The organism is Vibrio sabulosilitoris (assembly GCF_055391395.1).
In genome coordinates, this window is the sequence record NZ_AP029601.1 from 164,343 (window position 1) to 184,923 (window position 20,581).

Below are 20,581 nucleotides of genomic sequence, written 5' to 3' on the forward strand. Positions count from 1 at the left end.
AGATTCAGCAATGATGAAAGAGCTGTTCATGCCCTCTAGCGCAATTGGTCAGTGCGCGAATCAGCTTTCAGAAGCGCCCTATATTAACGCTCCCGACAAACGAGCCTTGTCATCGTATCAAATCGTAGCCAATTTACTCAGGATGGGAGATCAAAAAACAGCTATTGAACTCCTCAACAATGACCTTTTCTTCCACGATGACAGTTTATCGCCATTGCAACGCAATTGGTTTGTAGAGTTCTTAACGCCGGCAAGGACAACCTCGCAAAGCGCCAAACTCAGTTACCAAAGAGAAACCAAATCAGTTTTCATTCTTAACAAACTCAAGGGAGCACTGGAAGGCGGAAAAGTATCAGATGAAGTTCTGCCAACTATCCTCGCTAGACCTGATAAGTACCGTTGGGCTTATGAGTTGTTCTGCGATGATGACCTGCTAATACAAACTAAACCACCTGTTACCAGTGTTAGACGAGCTGAGATATGCAAAGCATCCCGTTGAACTCGATCGGCCAAGCCGCCTAGCAAACCTTAACCAATTAGTCGTCACTAGACTCCTTTTTGCTTTTGTTTTCAATTAGGGCAAGTTGACGAACAAGCTCGGTATTGTCAATCGAGTATTGGTTGTTTTGAAGCTCGAGTAATTCGACTTTGCTCGTGGAAGAATTGAGGTCGAGCTGTAGTTTATTCATAGCCGATGAAATGTTGTCCCGCGCATCAATTAACTCTGGGATCGTCTCCACTTGCGCCTGCAGCTGTCCGACGTAGGTTTGGGACGATGACAGATCACCTCTTACGGTTTCGAGCTCTTTATTTAATCCGCTGATAGTACTTTCTAAGCTAGCCTGGTTATTCAATGCTTTTGTTTTTGCGTCATTTGCATCTTGCACTCGACCTGTTAGCGTAGCAATTTCAGTGCTCATGGACTCTATTTGTGTTTGAGCTTGTTCAAGCATACCAGTAGTTTTGTTGAACTCTGATAGGTCACTCTCAAGCTGAGTAACTCTGGTCTCTAGTAAGGTCACCTGTCCTTCGGCCTTAACTCTCCCTTTCTCAGCTGTCTCTAACGCAACTTTGTGCTTCTTAAGAGTCTTGGTTTGCTCGGCTATCGCTGCATCGCGGTCTTTAACTTTAGACATGCTGGCAGCAAGCTTAGAGGACAGTTCAACCTTGTCTATTTTTAACTGGGAAATTTCGTCATTGGCAGATTGTAGCCGGCCCTTGAGTGACTCTATCTCATCCTTTAAATCTTCGTTGGCTTCGAATGCGTCCGCTTGCTGAGCCAGGCTCTCTTCAACTTTAAGCGTAGCATTGGCCGCAGCTTCAGTAGCCTCTAGGACCGCGTTGTTTAATCGCAGTTCGGCAAGATGGTTTGCATAGTCATTGATCTGGTGGACCATTTCTGATGCCTGCTCAAGAAGTGAAGATAGCTGATCGTTTACATCTTGTGGTAGTTCTCTTCGTTTGATGGGCTCGGCCTTATCAATCTGAGCAGGTATAGAAATCGCCCCTTTATCAAGTAGTTCCGAATAGGCTGCGATCAAAGCAGATGGTCGACCAGTACCAATTTTCTTCCTTAATGAAGTGCCATTGATATTTTTACCTTCGGCCAACAGCTCAGTGGCAGCCTTCTTAACATCTTCGATTGAGAATCCACGATCTCTAGCCATGATCATCACCTTGTACAGTAATATGTTTGTTTGTATGTTAGCAACTAACATACAAGCATACAAACAATCACTTCAAGTTTAGGACCTAAAATCAGACTTACGAATATTTGCTCTTGCCATTGCGTCCGGCCCCGGCGGTCCCTCGAAGTACTACTGGTGATTATTCATCGAATTTTTACCAAAATTGGCATAACCAAATCAGCTCTACCCTGCAGAGACGAGAAGTTTTTGAGAGCTGATCGCAATGAAGCGGCAACTATGGGTGTTATCACCATGTCCAAAGCTACACGATAAGGTCTGTGTCGTTACCAAAGACAAGAACAACAAGACCTAATAGGAAATGTGACCGGGTGTCGGAGTTCAACGGGGCTTCATGGTAAGAGGCGCAGGGCTTATGAACTTCTCACTGGTTTCAAGGAGGTGGCTGTTATGATTTCATTGCTTATCTTGTCGCACTCATCTCAGTACCATCTGATAAGTTCTTTTCTAATGCCAACCGCAACTGTATACCCAGGAGCACCGATATCGTAGTGTTCGAGTTGAAGGTTGCCTTGTTCGAGGGAAATGACCGGCACGGCCATAGCGCCGTAAACGTCGGGTACCCGGTACGGTAGTCCTCTAGCTCTCGCACTTGGTCACGAAGTCCCCACGCCTGCCCGTCATATACGCACAAATTAGACTAGATAATGAGAATGTGTAGTTGTGCATTTCAAATATATATGAGCTTTGCGATGTACTACGCAAAGATTTACACCGACGTTGTCATTAATAAAAAGTGTGTCAATACTCTTTTCTTCAGTTAAGAATCAAAGAGAAACTATGAAAGAATACGATCCTATAGTCTTGTTTAATGGATGCCATTGTTGGTTAATGTCAGATATTAACAAGTTAGAAGTGTGGCACGAAAATATAAGGGTGTCGGCTGATGCAACTGATATCGCGATTTATTTTATAGATGATAGAACTAGCCTAGGGAGCCCATATTATCTATTAAACGCTGGTGAATTAAGCTTGTCATTGACAGAAGACGAATCGAAAATTATTGCGGCGGCATATCATATAGAGGTAGAGGACTGTATTATTACCGATTCGGATACAGTTCACTAAACTACACTGAGTTGTACTTGGTGGCGTGCTTCAATAGCTTTTGAGAAGAAATTATCGGATTCTGCATACTAGAAAATTCACTTGCGATTATCACATCAATCAGTTCAAATGGAATAGAAAATTCTTGAACCAAAAAAACGATCAGACAAAACATAAGTCAAATCTGTTATCCTACATTTTGAGATGAATTAGACACGGAAAGGCATCTATGTTTCCAAATGATAAAGCAGTCGTTTTAGGCATTGCTCTTGCGTTCGGTTTAGCGGGTTGTAGCTCTACAAAATCAACCCCTCTTACTCAAGCCGAAAAGGACGAACAGCAAAAAGCACGATTGGTCCAGTATCAGGATACACTTAGTGCGCCACTAGTAGAGTTGGTCGATAAAGTAAAAGAAGCTCCTTATGAACCCTCTGCCTTCTTCGGCCTTCATGCTGAAGCCGGCACATTCATTGAAGGCGCTATTCCGGAAGATGACGTGTTGGTACTTTACAATTACAGAAGCGGAAAACCACAAGCATCTTTAGTAACATTGAGCTTTGTTGACGGAAAGGTCTTCTCAACAGGTAGCACAGCAATGCTTCCTGAAGCGCATGGGCAACTAAACGCTCTGCTTGACGCTGTGGCTCAAAACAGTGATCTCACACTATCAGTATCAGCTTACGATGGTTTTAACCCCTACGATCGCGATAGAACAAAAAACGCAACGGCAATTACGAAGAAGCAGATAGATGCGATCGAGGCACATATCAGATTGTATTCGCCTCGAGTTCTCACACGCACGACGTTTAGTGCAATGGGGAATAGCCACATTTTGGAGCTTGGTGTTCAGGATTTCTACTATAAGGAAGGCAGGACATACGTGGGCAAAGATACGTCGCCAGTGTACGCAGCAAAGACTCCTCCACCTGACCCAAAGAAATGGCAAAAGGAGTATTCATCAAATTTTTATGAAATGTATCATGGTTATTCGGTTAGAGTCGACTTTGAGATTAGTGAGATGTCAAAATGAGCTTAATGAAATCATGGCGTGATCTCTCGATACAGGCTCTATTCCAATCAACCTGGTTTGGGTTCGGGTTCTTTAGCTCTTTTCCATTGGTTTGGATGCGATTTTTAAGCGGTGATCAAGGCCCACTCAGCCTCATCTTTGCTGAAACAGGCATTGTCTATACGGTCTTGGTTTTCGGGTTCTTGGTTACATTGTTAAACTCTGGGAACCGGTGGCCAAGACTGGCCAATGTGATTATCGCTACCCCTTTGGCACTATTGCTGACCGCTTTATACGGCTATTTAGCAGTAACGTATGTCGGAAAAGCAATTCAGTGGGAGTATCAAGAGTTAGAGCTGATTGTTTTTGCTGTTCTAGTTTGGGGTACTCTCATTTTTTTATCAAAGCGCCTAGGTGCAGTTAAATCGGAAAAGATTAAATGAAAGAATCAAGAACACCACACTTTGTGAAACCTTTACAAAGATTTGAACAAGACTTTAATGATCTTAAGTTGTCACCTTCTCTAATTGTAGCACTTTATATAAACGGCCTATTTAAAGCCAAGTATTTTACTTTGTCAGTACTATTCTTTGTAGGTGTGCAGGTTTATAAGGGTCATTCACCACTCATTATTACATTGGCATTGCTTACAGCCGCACTTTTTTATATTCCGCCTATTCGGTATTACGTTAAAATTGCTCAATCGAACCGTAACATTAACAGTGTTGACTGATTGATTTCCAATAGCTCGATCGAATGAAGGCGTAAATTATGTGGGGTAAGGTCATTGTACACGTTGCTCCGCTTATTTTGCCTACCACTAGAAGCACGAAAAATATATCATTAGACAATTAGACGATCGGATAATTGTTTGGCAATATAACTTTTGAACCACCAGAAGCCTTTGGAACATAGGCGAGAGAATTTATCATCAAAGCATAGTAAGTCAAAATGCAGTAAAGTTTGATTTTGACTTATTTGCTTATCCTGCGATACACCGCAGGTTTATCTACGTACGTATAAAACAAGGAGAGAAAATGAAATTTAATCAAGTTCTATTAGCGTTAGTAGTCGTCTCATCAACAAGCGTCATTGCAAGCGAAAATTCATTGGGCAGTGACTCTATTATAGATTCCCCTACTCATATGCAGTAGGCTCCAACTCTATAGAGCTATCTCCGAATACTTATTCTGTAGGCAGCAACTTTGTCACTAATAGTGGAAGGACTGTAGTTAATGGTGGTCGAAACGATATTTTTGATTCGCAAAAATCAAGCGTATTTGGTCGAGAAAACCAATTGCATAATACAGAACTGAATGACATTCGAGGAATGGGTAATACAGCTGCAGAAGGCTCTAATAGAAACATCATTGTAGGTACAGGGAACAGAGCAGAGTTTAATTCAAGTGATAACATTATCTTTGGAAAATATAATAAGTTTGAGTCACCCTCTTATGGTACAGCTTTCGGTAACCAAAATAAGTTGAACTATCGTTCTAATAGTAACTTCGCGATTGGTGACTTGAACCTTTTTGAAAATTCAGACATGACCTACTCCTTTGGGTTCCAGAATGCTTTCCGAGATACTTTTGGTTCGTTTGTCTCTGGAGCACATAATGAACTATATAATTCTAGAGATGTAACGCTGTTAGGTAGTAGGAGTGGTGCATATAATGGTTACGATGCCACAATTGTTGGTCATAATGCTGTTGTTCAAGATCCAGAGAGAGGTATTTATATAGTTGCGGGTGAATTAACCGGCCGTTTTAACGATGGAAAAGAAACAATAACTTTGTCTGCTGAAGATATTAGCATTTGCCGACAAGATGAATGTATTGGAGATGTTTTTGAATTACTACAAATCCTAGACGAAAAGTACAGAAATTAGTCTCTGTTTTGATTGGTACAAAGGTGGCTATAGATGCCACCTTTTTTAATGGAATGTCCACGCATAAGCTAAAAATCTCTTAAAGAAAGGGTTGTCGATGGCAGCTGCTCATTGGGATGGGTTGAGGTTGACTAATTGTGAGGTGTTATACTTATAATCGATGTAGTCAGGGAGTTAAGGAGCTTTGCAAAGTCCCAAGAGTGGATTTCATTGAAAGAGGATAGCAGCGGCCACTATCCTCGATTGTTACTTAAATTTCTTCAGCTAGTTCGCTTGAGATTGCAGCGACTTAAGAAGCTCAAAGACATTATCAATGCATTCGCTTCCCTGGCAAATTCGAATGTTTTCACCTGAAATAGTAACGACATCTCTGTCATATTGGTTTTCATCGCCATAGTACTGACCGGCTACAATATATACACCATCGTTCGCGTTGTAAACATCAGAACTATTTCCAATAATAAGTGAATTGTGCGAATTGGTGATACTACTACCGTTCGCCAAAACAGTATTTCTAGTGGAATCTTCCAAACCTGGACCGTTGCCAACTATTATGTTCTCACGGCCACGATTAATCCATGAATCTTTGCTCATGAGAATGTTGTTGTCAGATTCGTAAGAAAGGTAGTTGCCTGAACCAATGGTATAATTAAGGCTTGCATCTTCAAAGTTATTTTGTTCACCTAAAACATAGTTATCTGAAGAGTAGTCATTGTTGTTATTTGTACCGATGACAACATTTCTTCTACTATATGTTCTGGAATGGTTGTAACGACCAATAATAGTGTTGTCGGTTGATTCACCAAATAGCTCATTGCCAGTTCCAAAGAGAAAACTATTGTCAGAGTCAACGACAGAATTTTTTAATCCACTGATGTGCACATTAGTGGATTCATGCAGTTCATTTCGTTTACCTTGAACAATAGACTCGTTACTATCAAAAATATTGTTATCAAATCCATTGGATTGAATTTGAGTTCCACCATATGTGGAATTATGACGACCAACAGAGTAAGAGTGCTTTGAGTCATATATAAAGTTCGTACCTAATGAGTTCTCATTGGCTGACGCGCCAAATGACAAAAGGATTGCTGCTAATAGAACGGTTTTTTTCATTTTTAAATTCCATGTAAAAAAATGATAAACTAAGTGGGTTCTAAATTATATTAACACTCCTTTAAGTGGTTTGCCAAAGAAAAAACAATATAAATTGCCGTTATGGATTTAATTCCGAAGTGCGAACTGCTTAATGAAATCAACGGGTGTCCTGTTGATTGCTGACATTAGATTTCTATACGTACAGTTTAAAATATTTCTTTGTCTTTAGAGAGTATCAAAGATACTAACTTAAAACCTGAAATTATCAATGAAGATGTTGATAGCCAAGTTTCACGGAACGGACTAATAGACCTCTAAAATTCGATAGATTTCAAGTGTTACGTGGTCACGTGTTTAGAACTATGAATGGCCTTAATAGTCCATTTAGTTGAGTGACGCTGTAACGACACAGGTGAGGCACTTGTCTTTCCATAACGCATTGATAAATAATGCATACAATTTTTAGTGTACATATTTCTGATTATGTCCACCTATTTCCATGGCTTCAGGTCTGCTTTTGCTGTATGTTTGTACATGTGTATTTGTTTGCGCTGCACCAGCGCACGTAGTTGACGGAGGATAGATGGAACAAAACGGTAAGTTGGCGTTATTGGCGAAGCGCGACAGTAAGGTTCAGAAGCTGTCCGAGATAAAACGCGTGATAAACAAAATGAGTTCGGATGGTAAATCATTGCGGCCTAGCACCATGCTTAAGATCATGAAGCTGGCTTCGGATAACGGTATTAACTTAGACGATAGTCCAGAGATCCAGGCGTGTGTCTCCTCTTTGCTTAATTCCTTCGCGGATCGTCAAGAGGCCTATAGTCCTAATACCGTCAAGCAATTGACCTACAACTTTGCTGTGTTCTCGCGTTACTGCACTGATCAGGCACTAAATTCATTGCCAGCAGAGCCGGCAACAGTAGAGAGCTTTCTCGAATACCATAGCAGTCGTTGTCATCGAAACACGCTAAAGTCGTATGTTTGGTCAATTTCTAAGATGCACCGGGTTACCGGTATGCCGAATCCCTGCGACGATGAATATGTTAAGTTGCGCTTGCGTGCAATCTCTCGTTCAAAGGTTGCAGCTGGTGAAACAATTTCTCAAGCTGTTGGTTTCAATGACGTCGATCTTGATCATGTCATTGCAAAGCTCGGAGAGCCGCAATCGGTTATTGAGCACCGTGACCGGCTTATTCTCGCCTTGGCCTATGAGACAATGGCGCGATCGATGGAAATTGCCACAATTAAGATAGAGGACATCGAGCTTCGCCCTGATGGAGCTGGCGTACTCAACATTCCTTTCTCCAAAGCAAATAAGGTAGGTAAGAAGGATTTTCGTTACTTGTCGCCCGAAACAGTCGGTTTTCTCGCATCGTACTGCCGCGAAGCAGGTATTGAATTGCCGAGCAAACGATTAACTAAGTCGGCCAGGAAAGCTTACCTGTTTGTACCTTGCGTCAAAGGTGGTGCTAGGCGGAAGGTTGTCGATGGCAAGCATATCGATCGGAAAACAGTGTATAAAGTTTTTAAGCGCTACAGCGCGGTAGTAGGTAAAGTGCTCTCAGGTCACTCAGGTCGAGTTGGGGCCGCGCAGGATATGCTACGTGACAACGTAACCCTGCCTGCAATACAAAAGGCTGGTGGTTGGTCTTCGCCAGAAATGCCTGCTCGCTATGCTCAAGGCGCTGATCTTGCTGATGGAGCGATGGCAAGGCGGCGTGGGCATCGAGGTGTGGTGTAAGTGGTTTAAATCCTAATGTCATGTAAGGGTCAAATCACCTAATTTGGATGATTCTGTGGATTGACACCTTGCTCTTTGACCTGTTAAAAGAATCCTAGTTTCACAACAACGTAGTACATAATGAATATAGCAAAGAAATATAAAGACTTAAGGGGAGCGGTAGCCCTAAAAGTTGTCCAAGATTTTGTTGAGATATATCCAGAGCATGAAGGCTTCATAAAGCTCACCGATATTGACGGCAAGGCATTGAATTATTTGGATAGAGACTGGGTACAACATCCAGACCCTACGCGTTCAGTAGGGACACCAGATGAATGGCGTACAACCTTAGATAAATACCGTCAGAACTATTCTTCCAGGATTGAACTTGCCATTTGGCATGGCGAGAAGCTTTGTGCATTGGTTCTCGGTAAACCGTCAAGAGGAAAGTTGATTCTGAAAATTAATTTTCTTGAGGGGAATCATGATGAGAGCCCAATTGATGGTTTACGGCTTAGGCTTGCTACAATCTATGCTGAGTATTTTGCCGCAGCACTGGAAATTCAGTGGGTTGGGATACAATCACCTTATGAGGGAGCTATTCACTTGTACCACGACGAAGGGTATACTGAGCCTGATCCGTTTGATTATGCGAACGACGCACTCTGTAAGAGTTTAGAGGGATTGATATGATAACTTTAAAAAGGGCTAGCCGTGTAGTAAGATCAGATGAGGCGAGAGATTCTAAAGTGGGAGTACGTATGAAAACTAACTTTGTATACACAAAACGTTCATCGTCAGATGACAGTGCTCGCAACGACTTCGACTTTGATAGCGCGTTGGAGCGTATGAACCGTTACTCTAACAATCTTTCAGTTAGAAATCGTATTGCTCGGCCTATCGATGTAAGGCGCCGAGCGGAAATCGAATCTGGTGCGATGACCAAGACAAGACTTGCATCTTCATAGTAGTTTAAAGGCGCTTTCGTGAAGGAGAGCGCCTATTTTTGGAGGCTAGTCCGATTTATACTCGCCCAATGGGACAAATTTGAACGTAGATTCAACCTCGGGTTTTAGCGATAGTGTCAGGTCGGTTTGAGGGCTAAGTACATCTTCGCTGCTATCTGTTAACTCGACAGATTCGGTTAACTCTTTATTACGTTCTTCCAGATCCTGCGACTCTAAAGACTCTCCCTTTGACGAAATTTTGGTGTTAGTGTCTTCTTGTTCTATTTCGGGAGTATAAGTTTGATTTAGTAACGCAACTGATAAACGCTTCTCTTCAACTTGTAGTTCTAATAGCTCTAGGTTAAGCAACCGTTGCTGACGTGACTCTTGAATTACGGGCGCACTAACTGAGATTATCTGTAAGAGGCCTCCAACAGCAACAAGGGCTATGAACCAAGGAAACAGCCTTTGCTTATGGTACATTGCAATACGATCATCTTTGCTACCTTCTGTCGCTAATGAAACTGAACCATCTTTATTGTATTGTGGTGAAGGTGAAGACAAAGCAGCAGCAAATCCACCTACTGTAATTGCCACCAAAGCTATAATATTTAAGTAAAAATCAATCATTGTTTTTTATTGTTCCATTTTCATGCTTTTCGGTGGCGGGCCGTTCCACGCTAACTGTTTTATCAACGAGCGGTAGTTGAGTTACAGATTCAATATTGTCTGGGTGTGCTATTGGTGTGCCAATCGGTTTCCCTGTACTACGATTAAAGGCAAGGTGATCACCGAAGATGATGAGCGATTTAGCATGCAGCGCGTTAACCGCGATTACATTATGCTATGTACCATCAGTCAATTTCACGGAGTAAGGCTTATAGGCATTGGGATTTATCTGATATCCAAAGGCAGCACAAAAATTGCCACCTTTGATGTGTTTGCCTTTTGAGCATTTGAAAGTTCTCCATAACCACATTTTGAATTGGTCTTTTATCACTGTTATTTACCCTATTTGTTAAGTACAAGGCGCGATTTTGTACATTTCTTCACGAAGCTTGAGGTAGTTGCGCTTTCGGTAGTGGAAAAAGAGGTCACTGCTTTTTACAACAGAATTCTTTAACTGCTCGTTATTCATAGGCTTGCCACACCTTTCCTGATACGCAATATCAATTGTGAACATGAAGTTATTAATCTCAGGCGATAGTTGATCCAGTGCCGAAAAGAACACATCCTTCTCAATGTCGCCTGTATCCGGGAACTTGGCTTCCTTGGCCAACATCTTTATAGCCGAGTCGTGATCGGACATCGCGAGTGTCTCGAGATCGAGTTTTGCTTCATAGCTCAAGTGAGGCGCATACTTGTTAATGTCAGCCCAACTGATTGGCTCTTTCACGCGACCAACTCGTGGATCGTCAAAAAGCACTTCGCTCTCATTTAGCTCGCTTGCTGGCTCTTCTCGTGTACTAATTGTTTCTACTGCTTGATAATGCACAGGCTGTTTTTCTGCTTGAGCGGTGCTCATTCTCACTGGGCCACCTTTCAGTCCATCTAGCTCTGTTAGAGTCTGAACTTCCTCCATCAATGTGTCGTCTGCACTAAGTAGGGTGTTTTGTTGATTTGTGCTCTCTATCGCTTGAGTTTTTCCTACATGGTATCCAATGATACCTGTAATCAATATACTAACTGAGATGGTAACGTTTTTTAGGTAGCTCATATTGTATCCGCTATTGAGTGATTGCTGTGACGCCGAATCCGTTCGGCCTATTTATTGTTATCTTTTTACCCACCCAAACGACACGCCACGTTTCCACTAATGGGAATGTTTGAAATGGACCTTCATGACATTCGAGTAAAACCTCGACGTTTTTTTAACTTAAATCGACACTACGGTTTTCACCACTGTTCGGACAGGCATCAGTTCCTGTTACAAAAGCGGTTTCTGGTTACTAATTTGCACTATAGTGCCAGGAGGAAAATGAAGTTTGATGTTGGCAGTGTTTACCGCCTCAAGAATGTCAATTTGACATCCATTCAACAACGCGAGCACTGCCATTAAGTGGCTGTTGCGTTTAACTTTCTACCCTCAAGTTGGTGTTTGTTAAAACTAAACTGACCACCCCATTGCAACTCCATAACTAAAACCAAAATTTAACTGCTGTGTGAAGGTAAGTAAAGTCAAGTTGACCCTTCTTTATCTCAATTTTTCATCGACTAATGTAGATGGCGTATCCGAAAGAAACGCTTTGGTCGTCAGTCGATTCATCAAATAGCGTCCAGTTCGACTGCCCAAAGCAAATGGATGCAACAATCCGCTTAATACGCTCTCCTTCGATGTTGAAGTTTAAATGCTTGTAGACGTCAAATGGGTGTTCTATTTAACCTGACTGATACAAGTATTGTCTAAAAGAGGTCATACAAAGTTAGATGGTGTTGCCGGCTCTCAGAATATTAGTAGCTTTAGTGTATTCAATTAGTACTCTAGATGCTTCCCTACCCCGCTTTGATGTTGCCTAAAAATCGCTCAGTCGCTTGTGCCTTGAACATGAACTGCTGCATGAGAGAGGCGATTACCTCAGGAGATGCGTCATTACGTACGGTAAAGGTGATACCTACAGGGCGTCCCACTTCCGCTAATCTCACTAGTTTCTCTCGCCAGTCACCGACAAGCAGTATGGCCTCAAGTTTGTTAGCGTTGGAGATATCAATGCCGCTCTCTCGCAACCTGTTTAACAAGTCTGCTATTTCACTAAGGCGCGACTCAGCACCGCCATTAGAAAAGTAGTCCTCAAATGCTGAGATGAGCTTGGGTTTGAGTTCGGATGACCAACGTTGCTTGTCTCTTGAATCCCAGATGCTGTCAAGTAAAAACTGTGGTGTCATTGAGTCTAGAGTTTCGGTCAACCCAGATAACGTGAAAGGTTTATCTAGTCGAGAGATTTCTTGAACAACCTCACCCACTAAGTTGTTGAGCTCACGGCTGTTGAAATCATCCCCAGGAAACAGGGTATCTCCGAGTTCAGATTGAAAAGTTGGTCGAAGGTTAATTTGGTTGTTTGGCATAGCGGTAACTTCCCAGTTCTTTTGAGTACGGCCTTATTTGTCGAGGTCCGAATGTTTGTTGTCAAAAAGGTTAATGACTTCAGCTTTGCTACGGATTTCCGGTTGTTGATCATGGGCGTAGTGAACAAGGCGTTCGTTCTTCAGGATTAATTGTACCCCATTGTCGGTTAAAACACCGACGCAGTAATCTCCAACAGGAATAGCTTGAACCTCTTTCGTTGAATCGTCACAAAGGCTTGCTACTTGTAGCACTTTAACGAGATGGTCAGTGGGGTATTTTCCATCGTCGCGGCTGGCGAAACCTCTGAATTCAACTGTCTGGCTCGAGCCATCGCGGGTGGCCACAGGAACACTGCTGCCTAGTACACTCATCCCGGAGACGACTCCTTGTGCTGACAAGAGTATGTTCCGATAGTTATGTTTGACGCGAATGATGAAGTCCATGGTGCGCTACAAAAAGTAGACCTTTGTCAGTAGGAAAGCAGAACCACCCAATGCAATTGCAGGTAACGCGACTGAGATAATCAACTTAATGTTTTCACTGTGGCCTGTTGTTTGATTTGTCTGGGTAAGAATAATACCGAGAATCGCGCCCGAGACACACATTAGGGATGGAGAATTTATAGATATAAACTCGGGCACTACAAGCGTTAGGTATATCCAAATGGTACTGGCCGTAATCATACCAAACAACGTGAATTTTCTTTTTTGGTTACTGTTGATCAAGCTGTCCTCCGTGAGCAACACCAATCTTCAAGGCTCTAGTTTATCACCTTTGTAGGTCTCGACCAATTCCAAGCTCTTGATGCTTAATGTCTGTGACAGTATAGTTGCGATATTTGAGTAGACTGAGTGTGATGAGTAAAACAGAAGAGCAGCTATCACTGCTGGCCACGACTGACCTTGGTAATTTTGGCCACGGTGGAAAGCGCGCAGGTAGCGGCCGTAAGCAGGGTGAGCCTACTACCGTAGTGCGCGTTCCTAATGGCGTACTGGATGAGGTAAAAGAGGTGATAGCCCGATACAAGGCAAAACAGTAAGGGCCGCTTACCTGCGGCTCTTAGCGGGCGCAATAGCGGTTGCTGTTCCTAGCTTTCTTTTGTCGCATTATGCCTTTGCCATTCATTATCTGCTGCGTCGTTTCATCGAGGACAAGCCGTTTTCTCGCGCGTGTGACGGCCACATAAAGAGTGTTGATTTCATCAACGAGTTCTTCATTGTTAAGTAGAGCCAGCTTATCAAGTGTCCGAAAATCGTTGGACAATATCACTTGATCGGCTTCACTACCCTTATATCGATGTACAGTACTCAGCGTAATCGCTTTGCTATCACAGTCGGACTCTTGACCTTCAATGCGAGAAATAAGCTCTTGAATTGAGTTGATCCGGTTGGCCTGACATAACTCAAAAATCTTGACGACACGGGTTATATCCGGGTCTTCATGATTTTTCGCTAGCTCTTCTACTTTTTGCCAGTTGGGGACGTTGCGGATGAAGTAGACCGGTATGCCAACGGTTTTGCCTTGTCGAAGCTGCTCATACCACCGAAGATCTTGGGTAATGTAATTATTTATGCCACCCATTACGTTAAAGCGTACACCTTTAGCTAAGAGTGCAATAGCGGTGCGAACAACGCCAGCAGCGGTTCTATGAAGGACAACTCGCGGGCCAGATAGCCTTGAGCCCGGTGGTAGTATCGCAGTATGAGTTTGCTCATTACCGTATATTTTGTCTGTCCTTGGGGTTCCCTTAAGCGTCAGAATTTGCTGAGAAAGTGCGGCAACTTCTTCTCCAAAGCGCCATGACTTCGAAAGCGGTAAAAAAGGCAGAGTGTCGCGATATCGAGCATTGGCATTGACAGCATTGCGGAAGCGATAAAGGGCCTGGTGTTCGTCGCCGACTTTGATCAGTTGGTGTTGGCTGTTCTCAAATAGATAAGCCTTCTCAAGAGCAATGGATGTTTCGTTTTGGTCTTGGCTTTCATCAACTATCACCGTTGGAAATTGGCTCAGGACTCGAAGTCCAATGTTTGTTGTGCAGAATTGGTGTAGGTATCCATCGTGTGGCATTTTCGCTAGTTTATCGTCAACGTCGAGCATCCTTGACCAGATTCGTCTGGCGTGATCGACTACTCTACTTGTCTTGCACGTCGAGTTATAAGAGCGACCGATACTAGGTGCATGCCGTGAGTTGATCGTTGCATCTGAGCTAGTGATGAAGTTGTTAATGGTTTTTCGAACACTCGAGACGAGATTACTATCTTTGCTACCTATGAGTTCTGCGTAAGCAGGGAAGTTCATATCGCCGATTTTGTCTTTATATTTGATGCCGAGGTTGGCGAATGCAAGTTTGTGAACGTTAGTGATAGTAACATGTTCAATCCCGCGCAATTTTTCTTTCGCGTCAGCGATGTTGTGTACGTTAAACACCAGGTAGAGCACTGGGTTTGTAGCAGAAACCACCCTGCGGATCACTTGTGCAACCGTACTCGTCTTACCGGCGCCAGCTTTAGCCTCAACAACAAAGCTGCGGCGTTCATCGGCGAACCTGAAAATTCGACTCATTTCCCTGGTCGGTGTGTATTTCATTGAGTGTCCATTACAAAAAAATATCTAATAACCTATTCTCTCACATAGCTTTTGATTTTAAGTCTCAGTGCTTTTAGATCAGCAAGATGAGGTTCTCTTATCCTATTGATATTTTAGATAAAACATCTAACCTAATGTGAGGTAACCGTAATCAAGGATGAGTCATGCCTACCAAGAGAGAATCGCTGATCAGTGAAGTTCAGCAAGTTAAGAAGAAAATTGGTCGTGGAAATATAATCAACGTTTTCAAAGTACTTGGTCTATTTATCATTGCTGGATTGGCGACCTGGCAAACTCTGGTGTTTATACAACCATCAGGCCCCAAAAAGTCTGACGACCATATAGCGGTAATTAAGATCAATGGCGCTATCGCTTCAGGCAGTAAATACGGCGATGGGTTGCAGTTAGCCGAGGCTCTAAAAGAAGCGATAGACAATGACAGTGCGAAAGCGGTCGTGATTATGGCCAACTCACCCGGTGGCAGCCCTGTTCAGAGTGAGATCTTGTCCGAAATGCTGATCAGAGAGCAAGATGCAGCGGGCAAGCCCATCGTTTTTCAGATCGAGGAGGTCTGTGCCAGTGCTTGCGTCTATATCAGTAGTTCGCTAAAGAACGGGATGGTTTACGCTCATAAAAACTCGTTGATTGGATCGATTGGAGTTAAAATGGAAAGCTTTGGCCTAGTCGATGCGATGAAAACCCTGGGTATCGAGCGTCGCAGCTACACGATCGGTGAATCGAAATCTTTCGTCGATCCGTTTCAACCTGAGGACGATGCTATCACACAGCACATAGAGACAGAGTTACTTACACCACTTTATGCTGAGTTTACCAATGTAGTGCGCCAAGGCCGCGGCGAGAAGCTATCAGATGATCCACGTGTGCTCACAGGCTTGGTGTGGACGGGTGAGCAGAGTGTTGAGCTAGGTTTGGTTGATGAGATTAGGACTAGCTATGAGGTCAGAGAGGCTCTATCAGCCGAGTTTGATACAGACAAGTTTATTGTCTACAACGAGGGTACCGGCAGTATCATGCAGTTCCTGACATCAGAATTTTGGTCTGATGTGATTAGCCGCGCGCTTATCCAATCTGAGTTACGCGTCGAATTCTAATCAAATCGGTTGGGCGGTGCCGGGTAGTTACTGGCACTAGCTCAACTGTCAGATCGCCCCTTCACCAAAAAATAGATCACGACGTATCTTACCTTGTTCGTATGGATGTATGAGCGATTGAAGTGATCATGCCAGCCCGGCTGATAGGTCGCTATTTTACCACCGAATGTGAAAATCCAAAAATAATGCAGTTCGAGCACAGTGCCTTCTCTAGTTGCTAATCTCCAATAAATCAGTCATATAGCTAACAAATACAACTTGTAAATGCTCAAGTTGTAGTTTGCATTTTTCAAATTTAACTTCTAAATTTTTCAATGCAGCGCACGGGACTGTAAGTTTTCCTACGTCTCTAGAAAAGTGCCCTGATCGCGACCTCCCCCTATAGGGGGTAAAAAAAATGGGTCGCAACACAAACCGGTCAGATCTGCGGTCATCCATCAAGTTGGATCTACACCATTTTTCAGATCAACATCTTCACCTGGTAACTAGCTACTATCTGGGTGCAAGGTTCAAATCACAGAAGCAGCTAGCTGTTAAATTTTGTATTTCCGAGAAACATGTATCAGTAACACTCAAAAAGGCACGAGAAGTGCTCAGGTGTAGTGATTCGCGAACGCTCAAAACCTTGTTGGACGTTCAAGTGTGTATCGCTCAGTCAATCGGTGTCTATTGCAGCAGTATCACATCGGTCATGGGGACTCTACGTACTAACCACTACATTCGAGCTGGGGTTCATGTCGAATGTCTATCTAGGTTAGTTTTAGATGTTACACAACGACCAGTTGGTTGGTTGCCGGTTGATGAAACATTGAAAACTAGGCCAGTACGAAAAGTTTTGCAGGAGTCATGGGTCCCAAAGTTGATAGTGCTCCAAGCAGGGTTTGATACGTTAAAGTCAGAATGGAGAGCCGCGCAGCGGCCGGCAGAAATGAATGGTGTTGGGCGGCTAAAGGCTAGTTCACCACTTGCTGAATATGTGATTAGCTCATCTTTCATCGATCACTGGTGGCATGAATCTGATGAGTTATGGTTTGTTACTAAAGAATCGCGCCTCTATCGCTCTGCAGCAGCGTCTTTTAGTGTGAACGAGTCTATAGGCGTAAGAGCACTTACTAGCAACCTAGAGCGGTTTCTGTTTCGCGTGAGCGCCGATTTGTCAGAAGGCTATGGTTACCCGACTATCGAAACGATCGAGGATTACCTGCGTAGTACACGTTCAACTTTGTGCGATGAACTCGACAGGCTAACGTGGTTTGGAGGCAGTGTTAGGTTGTCACGAGAGCAGAAGCTGATCCTATCGGTGATTCGTCGACAAGTTTGGGACTACAGACCACTCGTAGAACGTTGTCGGGAAGAGTCACTAAGGCGAGGTATCCATGTGAGCGATGCCTGGCTTAAACGTGAGTTGCAATACGGCTCTCTTGTTTATGTTGATAAGTCACTCGGCGCCAGAAAATACAGATATTGTCTAGTAGGGCTCAAAGACTGATGTTCCAGTATCCTCCTCAGTTGCCAGTTATGTAAAGGCTCTGAGGAGAAACCTCGAACCGGTTTGGGGTTACAGCGGGAAAGAAGACATTTCGGCAAGCGTTTGTCGATAGTCGCTAAATTAGGGACATGTGTCGGACTCTAACCTAATAGGTAAGTCGACTATTGTATGAGTGACACACGCCCTTCCTTCTTCCAAGCAAGTACGTTTCAAACCGGATTTGTTCACTTTACTGGAAGCAGTCTAGTTTAGTTAGCCTCTAGCAATGGTATTGAAAGCATAAACTCAGAGTCACCCTGTACTCCATTTTCGGCAGAGAAGATAGGTATATAGAGCTTTCCCTGACTGTTGTTGATGTTATAGACAAATTCAACTGTTTCACCTGGACTTACTGTTATCGTGTTGTCAATAACGTGTACGGGATAATTAGCATCAGAACGGAGTGTAATCATGACTGACTGGTCTCCACTCGCGAGTTCACCCTGTTCAGTTCGCAGCTCGTTAGAAACAATGACATTTAGTGGGTTATCCGCGCGATCGGTTAACAGGCTATCTATAGGGAAAACCGAAATGGATTCGACTCTGACAAGGTTTGCCGGTTGGTAGGCTAGCGTATAAGCGTTGACACGTTCATTACCAAAATCATCAGATGCCGTTATGGTTAAGGTGTATTCCTCGCCGGGCTCTAAGCTTGGAAATATTCGCGGGTACTCAAGCGTTGCAACATATTTTAGCCTATCGTCACTCTCCACTAGCCAATTGAGCATGACATGGTCATCTACTGGACCGCCCTGCATTTCAATCGACGTAACGCGTGGATAGTTTTCGTCTGTTATTGTTATTTCTATGCTTTCAAGACCGATAACATCTTGGCCATCTATAAAGTCTTCTCCATTGACTGACAATGCGATGTCTGGTGGAGAACGATCCACCGTAAGTGACATCTCTTTTGTATGCACAGCAACATTATGAAAATTATCTACAAGGTTGATCACGATAGACTCGTAATCTCCCTCGGCCAGATCAGCTGTTGAAAAATAGAAGTCACGTATGTAGTTCGATAATTCAACTTCTTTGTCGTGGGCAAGAGGATGGCTGATGCCATGAATGTCAATTGCTTGTATGTTGGTAAGCTGATACGAAGGATGCCAGCTCGGTGCACGCAATGAGCGACCAAGAGGTGTTGTGTTAGTTTCGGTAGCGCGGACAACGACTTGTTGTGTAGATTGATCGTAGTGATAGCTTGTCAGCTCGGCTGGTGTCGTATCTACATCGTAATATGCGTGGTAATCTTCGCCTCGCAGAGTTGTGTCATTGATATAGGTCTGAACATGGAATGTCACTCTCCAGGGCTCTTCTTCTAGCGAATGACCGAGCTCTTGTAGTTCTTTCCAACTAAACGATGTAGGGTTGTCGACAATTAGTTCTGTCTCTCCTGGTTCTAGATAATAATCGTTGTAAGTAGTCGAAACTCCATTGTATGCCCCTGCATTCAATCTTGGTGTGGACACGCGTATCCGTTGGGTATGCTCTCTTGGCTCCATGACAACTCGGAACTTGTCAAAAATCTCTGCTTGGTCACGTATTTGCCAAGTATCATCCCACTGCTGAGTGGTTTCGCGCCATAGACCTCTGGAAATGGGTTTGGGTGGAATTGGAGTGTTAGAGTCAAACTTGATTTCAATTTCACCTGTACGTAGGTGCATGCCAGCATTGGCAGAGCGCCACTCTGAACGGCCTTCGAAGATTCCACGTTCTCGACGAGATCGAACATAAACATCATTACCCTGCTCATGCAGTATGGTTTCGTCTAAACAATTGAGTGCTTCGCAGTAGGCAGCATAGCCGAGACCATGGTCTGAGTATTTTTTGTGCTCATCTCTATCGAGCCGGGCGACAATATAAACCGGATTGCTATAGATCGTCATCCCTTCCTTGTACTCGACATACTGTTCTGCATCAGGAAAGGGTAAATTATGTTTACCGACGTCAGGGTGCTTTGTATCTCTGATAGCAACGATGTCAAATGGTGGCGTCTCTATGTCCTGGTTCGAGACAGTATAGCTAACGTTCGTTTGGTTACCGGCAAGATCAGTGATGAGGTAGTCTAATTGATAGTTACCTCCCTTTCGTTGAAAAGGCTCTTTACCAATGGAGACTACACCGCCCTCAACATCGACATTAAAAGGGCCAAACATCTCTTCTGACTCCAAATGCTTGGCTGTGATCTGCACGCTTTCAATATCAACATTGTCTTTGACCCCATTGAGGTCGGTCGATATATATCGTACGCCGTTGACAATGAGGTTGCCGCTAACACTGCCATACCCAAGGTCGGGACTGGCACTAATTGACCCAACAGTGGGTGCGGTAACATCAATTATTAACTCACCTACATCAGTCGAGATAAGATTATCGTAGTTGTCATATATCCGCTTTACTATTTCATGGTTACCCTCAGGGATGCTGCTTGGTACCGTAAATTCTTTCCCGTAGAACTCTCTTCCCATAAGGTCGCTCAACCTATCTTCAACGCGAACAACGTCAGATAGCTCTCGGTATGACCAGTTGCCATTGTCTTGAGTAATTTCTACTTCGATTTTTCGACTCAGGCCGCTGCTTGCCAGCAGAGAGTGGTTTTTTGCAGAATTTAGGTAGGTTGTGCCGAGAGGAAAATCAGAGTTACTGCTTGGCATGACAACTTTTGTTGTACCGCTAGGGTCTTCAAATTGATGCTGAACTATCTCTGAATGGGCAGAAAAAGCACAGACCAACATTAGGTAAACTTTACGCATAGTGTGTCCCAAAAAACTAAAGAGTTGTCGGTGATTTTTGTTATATCGGTTGGATAAGTTGTTGAATTAAAAAGTTACCAAGGGCACTACATCTATGCAAGAGTAACATCGCCAGAC

Annotated in this window: 20 protein-coding genes; 12 read left to right on the forward strand and 8 right to left on the reverse strand. The window is 43.4% G+C overall.

The features are described from left to right. The first annotated feature begins 10 nt into the window (after window positions 1-10). Entirely contained in the window at window positions 11-499 is a 489-nt protein-coding gene (locus tag ACZ5R2_RS23640) for a hypothetical protein (protein WP_464900651.1), read from the forward strand. A gap of 37 nt (window positions 500-536) precedes the next feature. Here ACZ5R2_RS23640 and ACZ5R2_RS23645 read toward each other — a convergent pair whose 3' ends face one another. After that, on the reverse strand, window positions 537-1,667 hold the full coding sequence (locus tag ACZ5R2_RS23645) for a DNA-binding protein (RefSeq protein WP_464900652.1): 1,131 nt from the start codon (window positions 1,665-1,667) through the stop codon (window positions 537-539). 819 nt (window positions 1,668-2,486) lie between these two features. Here ACZ5R2_RS23645 and ACZ5R2_RS23650 point away from each other — a divergent pair. From ACZ5R2_RS23650 to ACZ5R2_RS23670, 5 genes are all read left to right on the forward strand, one after another. Beyond that, window positions 2,487-2,774, forward strand: coding sequence for a hypothetical protein (locus ACZ5R2_RS23650; protein ID WP_464900653.1), 288 nt, complete (start codon window positions 2,487-2,489; stop codon window positions 2,772-2,774). Between the two features lie 208 nt (window positions 2,775-2,982). Next, window positions 2,983-3,783, forward strand: coding sequence for a hypothetical protein (locus ACZ5R2_RS23655; protein ID WP_464900654.1), 801 nt, complete (start codon window positions 2,983-2,985; stop codon window positions 3,781-3,783). A gap of 5 nt (window positions 3,784-3,788) precedes the next feature. Then, entirely contained in the window at window positions 3,789-4,205 is a 417-nt protein-coding gene (locus tag ACZ5R2_RS23660) for a hypothetical protein (RefSeq protein WP_464900655.1), read from the forward strand. Beyond that, window positions 4,202-4,495 carry a hypothetical protein gene (locus ACZ5R2_RS23665; RefSeq protein ID WP_464900656.1) on the forward strand — a complete coding sequence of 98 codons (294 nt, stop codon included), beginning with the start codon at window positions 4,202-4,204 and terminating at the stop codon, window positions 4,493-4,495. The genes ACZ5R2_RS23660 and ACZ5R2_RS23665 overlap by 4 nt, the downstream gene beginning before the upstream one ends. 597 nt (window positions 4,496-5,092) lie before the next feature. Continuing rightward, window positions 5,093-5,650 (forward strand): hypothetical protein, encoded by a 558-nt coding sequence (locus ACZ5R2_RS23670; RefSeq protein WP_464919475.1) that lies wholly within the window; start codon window positions 5,093-5,095, stop codon window positions 5,648-5,650. 264 nt (window positions 5,651-5,914) lie between these two features. Here the strand turns inward: ACZ5R2_RS23670 and ACZ5R2_RS23675 are convergent, their stop codons facing one another. Beyond that, complete coding sequence (locus ACZ5R2_RS23675) at window positions 5,915-6,766, reverse strand: hypothetical protein (RefSeq protein ID WP_464900658.1); 852 nt, start codon at window positions 6,764-6,766, stop codon at window positions 5,915-5,917. Window positions 6,767-7,331: 565 nt separating this feature from the next. On the opposite strand from ACZ5R2_RS23675, the gene ACZ5R2_RS23680 reads away from it, so the two are divergent. Then, on the forward strand, window positions 7,332-8,492 hold the full coding sequence (locus ACZ5R2_RS23680) for a tyrosine-type recombinase/integrase (RefSeq protein WP_464900659.1): 1,161 nt from the start codon (window positions 7,332-7,334) through the stop codon (window positions 8,490-8,492). A gap of 120 nt (window positions 8,493-8,612) precedes the next feature. Then, window positions 8,613-9,164 (forward strand): hypothetical protein, encoded by a 552-nt coding sequence (locus tag ACZ5R2_RS23685; protein ID WP_464900660.1) that lies wholly within the window; start codon window positions 8,613-8,615, stop codon window positions 9,162-9,164. Between the two features lie 320 nt (window positions 9,165-9,484). Here ACZ5R2_RS23685 and ACZ5R2_RS23690 read toward each other — a convergent pair whose 3' ends face one another. Continuing rightward, on the reverse strand, window positions 9,485-10,048 hold the full coding sequence (locus ACZ5R2_RS23690; RefSeq protein ID WP_464900661.1) for a hypothetical protein: 564 nt from the start codon (window positions 10,046-10,048) through the stop codon (window positions 9,485-9,487). Between the two features lie 76 nt (window positions 10,049-10,124). Between ACZ5R2_RS23690 and ACZ5R2_RS23695 the strand changes: the two genes are divergently transcribed. After that, the gene (locus ACZ5R2_RS23695; protein ID WP_464900662.1) at window positions 10,125-10,370 is read left to right on the forward strand and encodes a hypothetical protein; all 246 of its coding nucleotides are present in this window, start codon (window positions 10,125-10,127) and stop codon (window positions 10,368-10,370) included. 66 nt (window positions 10,371-10,436) lie between these two features. Here the strand turns inward: ACZ5R2_RS23695 and ACZ5R2_RS23700 are convergent, their stop codons facing one another. From ACZ5R2_RS23700 to ACZ5R2_RS23710, 3 genes are all read right to left on the reverse strand, one after another. Continuing rightward, the gene (locus ACZ5R2_RS23700; RefSeq protein ID WP_464900663.1) at window positions 10,437-11,135 is read right to left on the reverse strand and encodes a hypothetical protein; all 699 of its coding nucleotides are present in this window, start codon (window positions 11,133-11,135) and stop codon (window positions 10,437-10,439) included. A 776-nt stretch (window positions 11,136-11,911) separates the two neighbouring features. Beyond that, window positions 11,912-12,481 carry a hypothetical protein gene (locus ACZ5R2_RS23705; protein WP_464900664.1) on the reverse strand — a complete coding sequence of 190 codons (570 nt, stop codon included), beginning with the start codon at window positions 12,479-12,481 and terminating at the stop codon, window positions 11,912-11,914. A 33-nt stretch (window positions 12,482-12,514) separates the two neighbouring features. Further along, window positions 12,515-12,925: a hypothetical protein gene (locus ACZ5R2_RS23710; protein ID WP_464900665.1), complete on the reverse strand. Its 411-nt coding sequence runs from the start codon at window positions 12,923-12,925 to the stop codon at window positions 12,515-12,517. 413 nt (window positions 12,926-13,338) lie between these two features. Here ACZ5R2_RS23710 and ACZ5R2_RS23715 point away from each other — a divergent pair, with 413 nt between their 5' ends. Further along, window positions 13,339-13,521: a hypothetical protein gene (locus ACZ5R2_RS23715; protein ID WP_464900666.1), complete on the forward strand. Its 183-nt coding sequence runs from the start codon at window positions 13,339-13,341 to the stop codon at window positions 13,519-13,521. 20 nt (window positions 13,522-13,541) lie between these two features. Here the strand turns inward: ACZ5R2_RS23715 and ACZ5R2_RS23720 are convergent, their stop codons facing one another. Continuing rightward, window positions 13,542-15,068, reverse strand: coding sequence for a UvrD-helicase domain-containing protein (locus ACZ5R2_RS23720; RefSeq protein WP_464919476.1), 1,527 nt, complete (start codon window positions 15,066-15,068; stop codon window positions 13,542-13,544). Window positions 15,069-15,232: 164 nt separating this feature from the next. Between ACZ5R2_RS23720 and ACZ5R2_RS23725 the strand changes: the two genes are divergently transcribed. Next, on the forward strand, window positions 15,233-16,180 hold the full coding sequence (locus ACZ5R2_RS23725) for a S49 family peptidase (protein WP_464900668.1): 948 nt from the start codon (window positions 15,233-15,235) through the stop codon (window positions 16,178-16,180). 859 nt (window positions 16,181-17,039) lie between these two features. Then, the gene (locus ACZ5R2_RS23730; RefSeq protein WP_464900669.1) at window positions 17,040-17,669 is read left to right on the forward strand and encodes a hypothetical protein; all 630 of its coding nucleotides are present in this window, start codon (window positions 17,040-17,042) and stop codon (window positions 17,667-17,669) included. A gap of 248 nt (window positions 17,670-17,917) precedes the next feature. Here ACZ5R2_RS23730 and ACZ5R2_RS23735 read toward each other — a convergent pair whose 3' ends face one another. Beyond that, window positions 17,918-20,464 (reverse strand): Ig-like domain-containing protein, encoded by a 2,547-nt coding sequence (locus ACZ5R2_RS23735; protein ID WP_464900670.1) that lies wholly within the window; start codon window positions 20,462-20,464, stop codon window positions 17,918-17,920. Window positions 20,465-20,581: the final 117 nt, after the last annotated feature.

Coding starts and splice junctions, on each gene's coding strand:
- ACZ5R2_RS23640 (WP_464900651.1), top strand. CDS start 11: ATGATGAAAGAGCTGTTCATGCCCTCTAGCGCAATTGGTCAGTGCGCG.
- ACZ5R2_RS23735 (WP_464900670.1), bottom strand. CDS start 20,464: ATGCGTAAAGTTTACCTAATGTTGGTCTGTGCTTTTTCTGCCCATTCA.
- ACZ5R2_RS23665 (WP_464900656.1), top strand. CDS start 4,202: ATGAAAGAATCAAGAACACCACACTTTGTGAAACCTTTACAAAGATTT.
- ACZ5R2_RS23690 (WP_464900661.1), bottom strand. CDS start 10,048: ATGATTGATTTTTACTTAAATATTATAGCTTTGGTGGCAATTACAGTA.
- ACZ5R2_RS23645 (WP_464900652.1), bottom strand. CDS start 1,667: ATGGCTAGAGATCGTGGATTCTCAATCGAAGATGTTAAGAAGGCTGCC.
- ACZ5R2_RS23705 (WP_464900664.1), bottom strand. CDS start 12,481: ATGCCAAACAACCAAATTAACCTTCGACCAACTTTTCAATCTGAACTC.
- ACZ5R2_RS23725 (WP_464900668.1), top strand. CDS start 15,233: ATGCCTACCAAGAGAGAATCGCTGATCAGTGAAGTTCAGCAAGTTAAG.
- ACZ5R2_RS23700 (WP_464900663.1), bottom strand. CDS start 11,135: ATGAGCTACCTAAAAAACGTTACCATCTCAGTTAGTATATTGATTACA.
- ACZ5R2_RS23685 (WP_464900660.1), top strand. CDS start 8,613: ATGAATATAGCAAAGAAATATAAAGACTTAAGGGGAGCGGTAGCCCTA.
- ACZ5R2_RS23650 (WP_464900653.1), top strand. CDS start 2,487: ATGAAAGAATACGATCCTATAGTCTTGTTTAATGGATGCCATTGTTGG.
- ACZ5R2_RS23680 (WP_464900659.1), top strand. CDS start 7,332: ATGGAACAAAACGGTAAGTTGGCGTTATTGGCGAAGCGCGACAGTAAG.
- ACZ5R2_RS23670 (WP_464919475.1), top strand. CDS start 5,093: ATGGGTAATACAGCTGCAGAAGGCTCTAATAGAAACATCATTGTAGGT.
- ACZ5R2_RS23660 (WP_464900655.1), top strand. CDS start 3,789: ATGAAATCATGGCGTGATCTCTCGATACAGGCTCTATTCCAATCAACC.
- ACZ5R2_RS23720 (WP_464919476.1), bottom strand. CDS start 15,068: ATGAAATACACACCGACCAGGGAAATGAGTCGAATTTTCAGGTTCGCC.
- ACZ5R2_RS23710 (WP_464900665.1), bottom strand. CDS start 12,925: ATGGACTTCATCATTCGCGTCAAACATAACTATCGGAACATACTCTTG.
- ACZ5R2_RS23675 (WP_464900658.1), bottom strand. CDS start 6,766: ATGAAAAAAACCGTTCTATTAGCAGCAATCCTTTTGTCATTTGGCGCG.
- ACZ5R2_RS23715 (WP_464900666.1), top strand. CDS start 13,339: ATGAGTAAAACAGAAGAGCAGCTATCACTGCTGGCCACGACTGACCTT.
- ACZ5R2_RS23655 (WP_464900654.1), top strand. CDS start 2,983: ATGTTTCCAAATGATAAAGCAGTCGTTTTAGGCATTGCTCTTGCGTTC.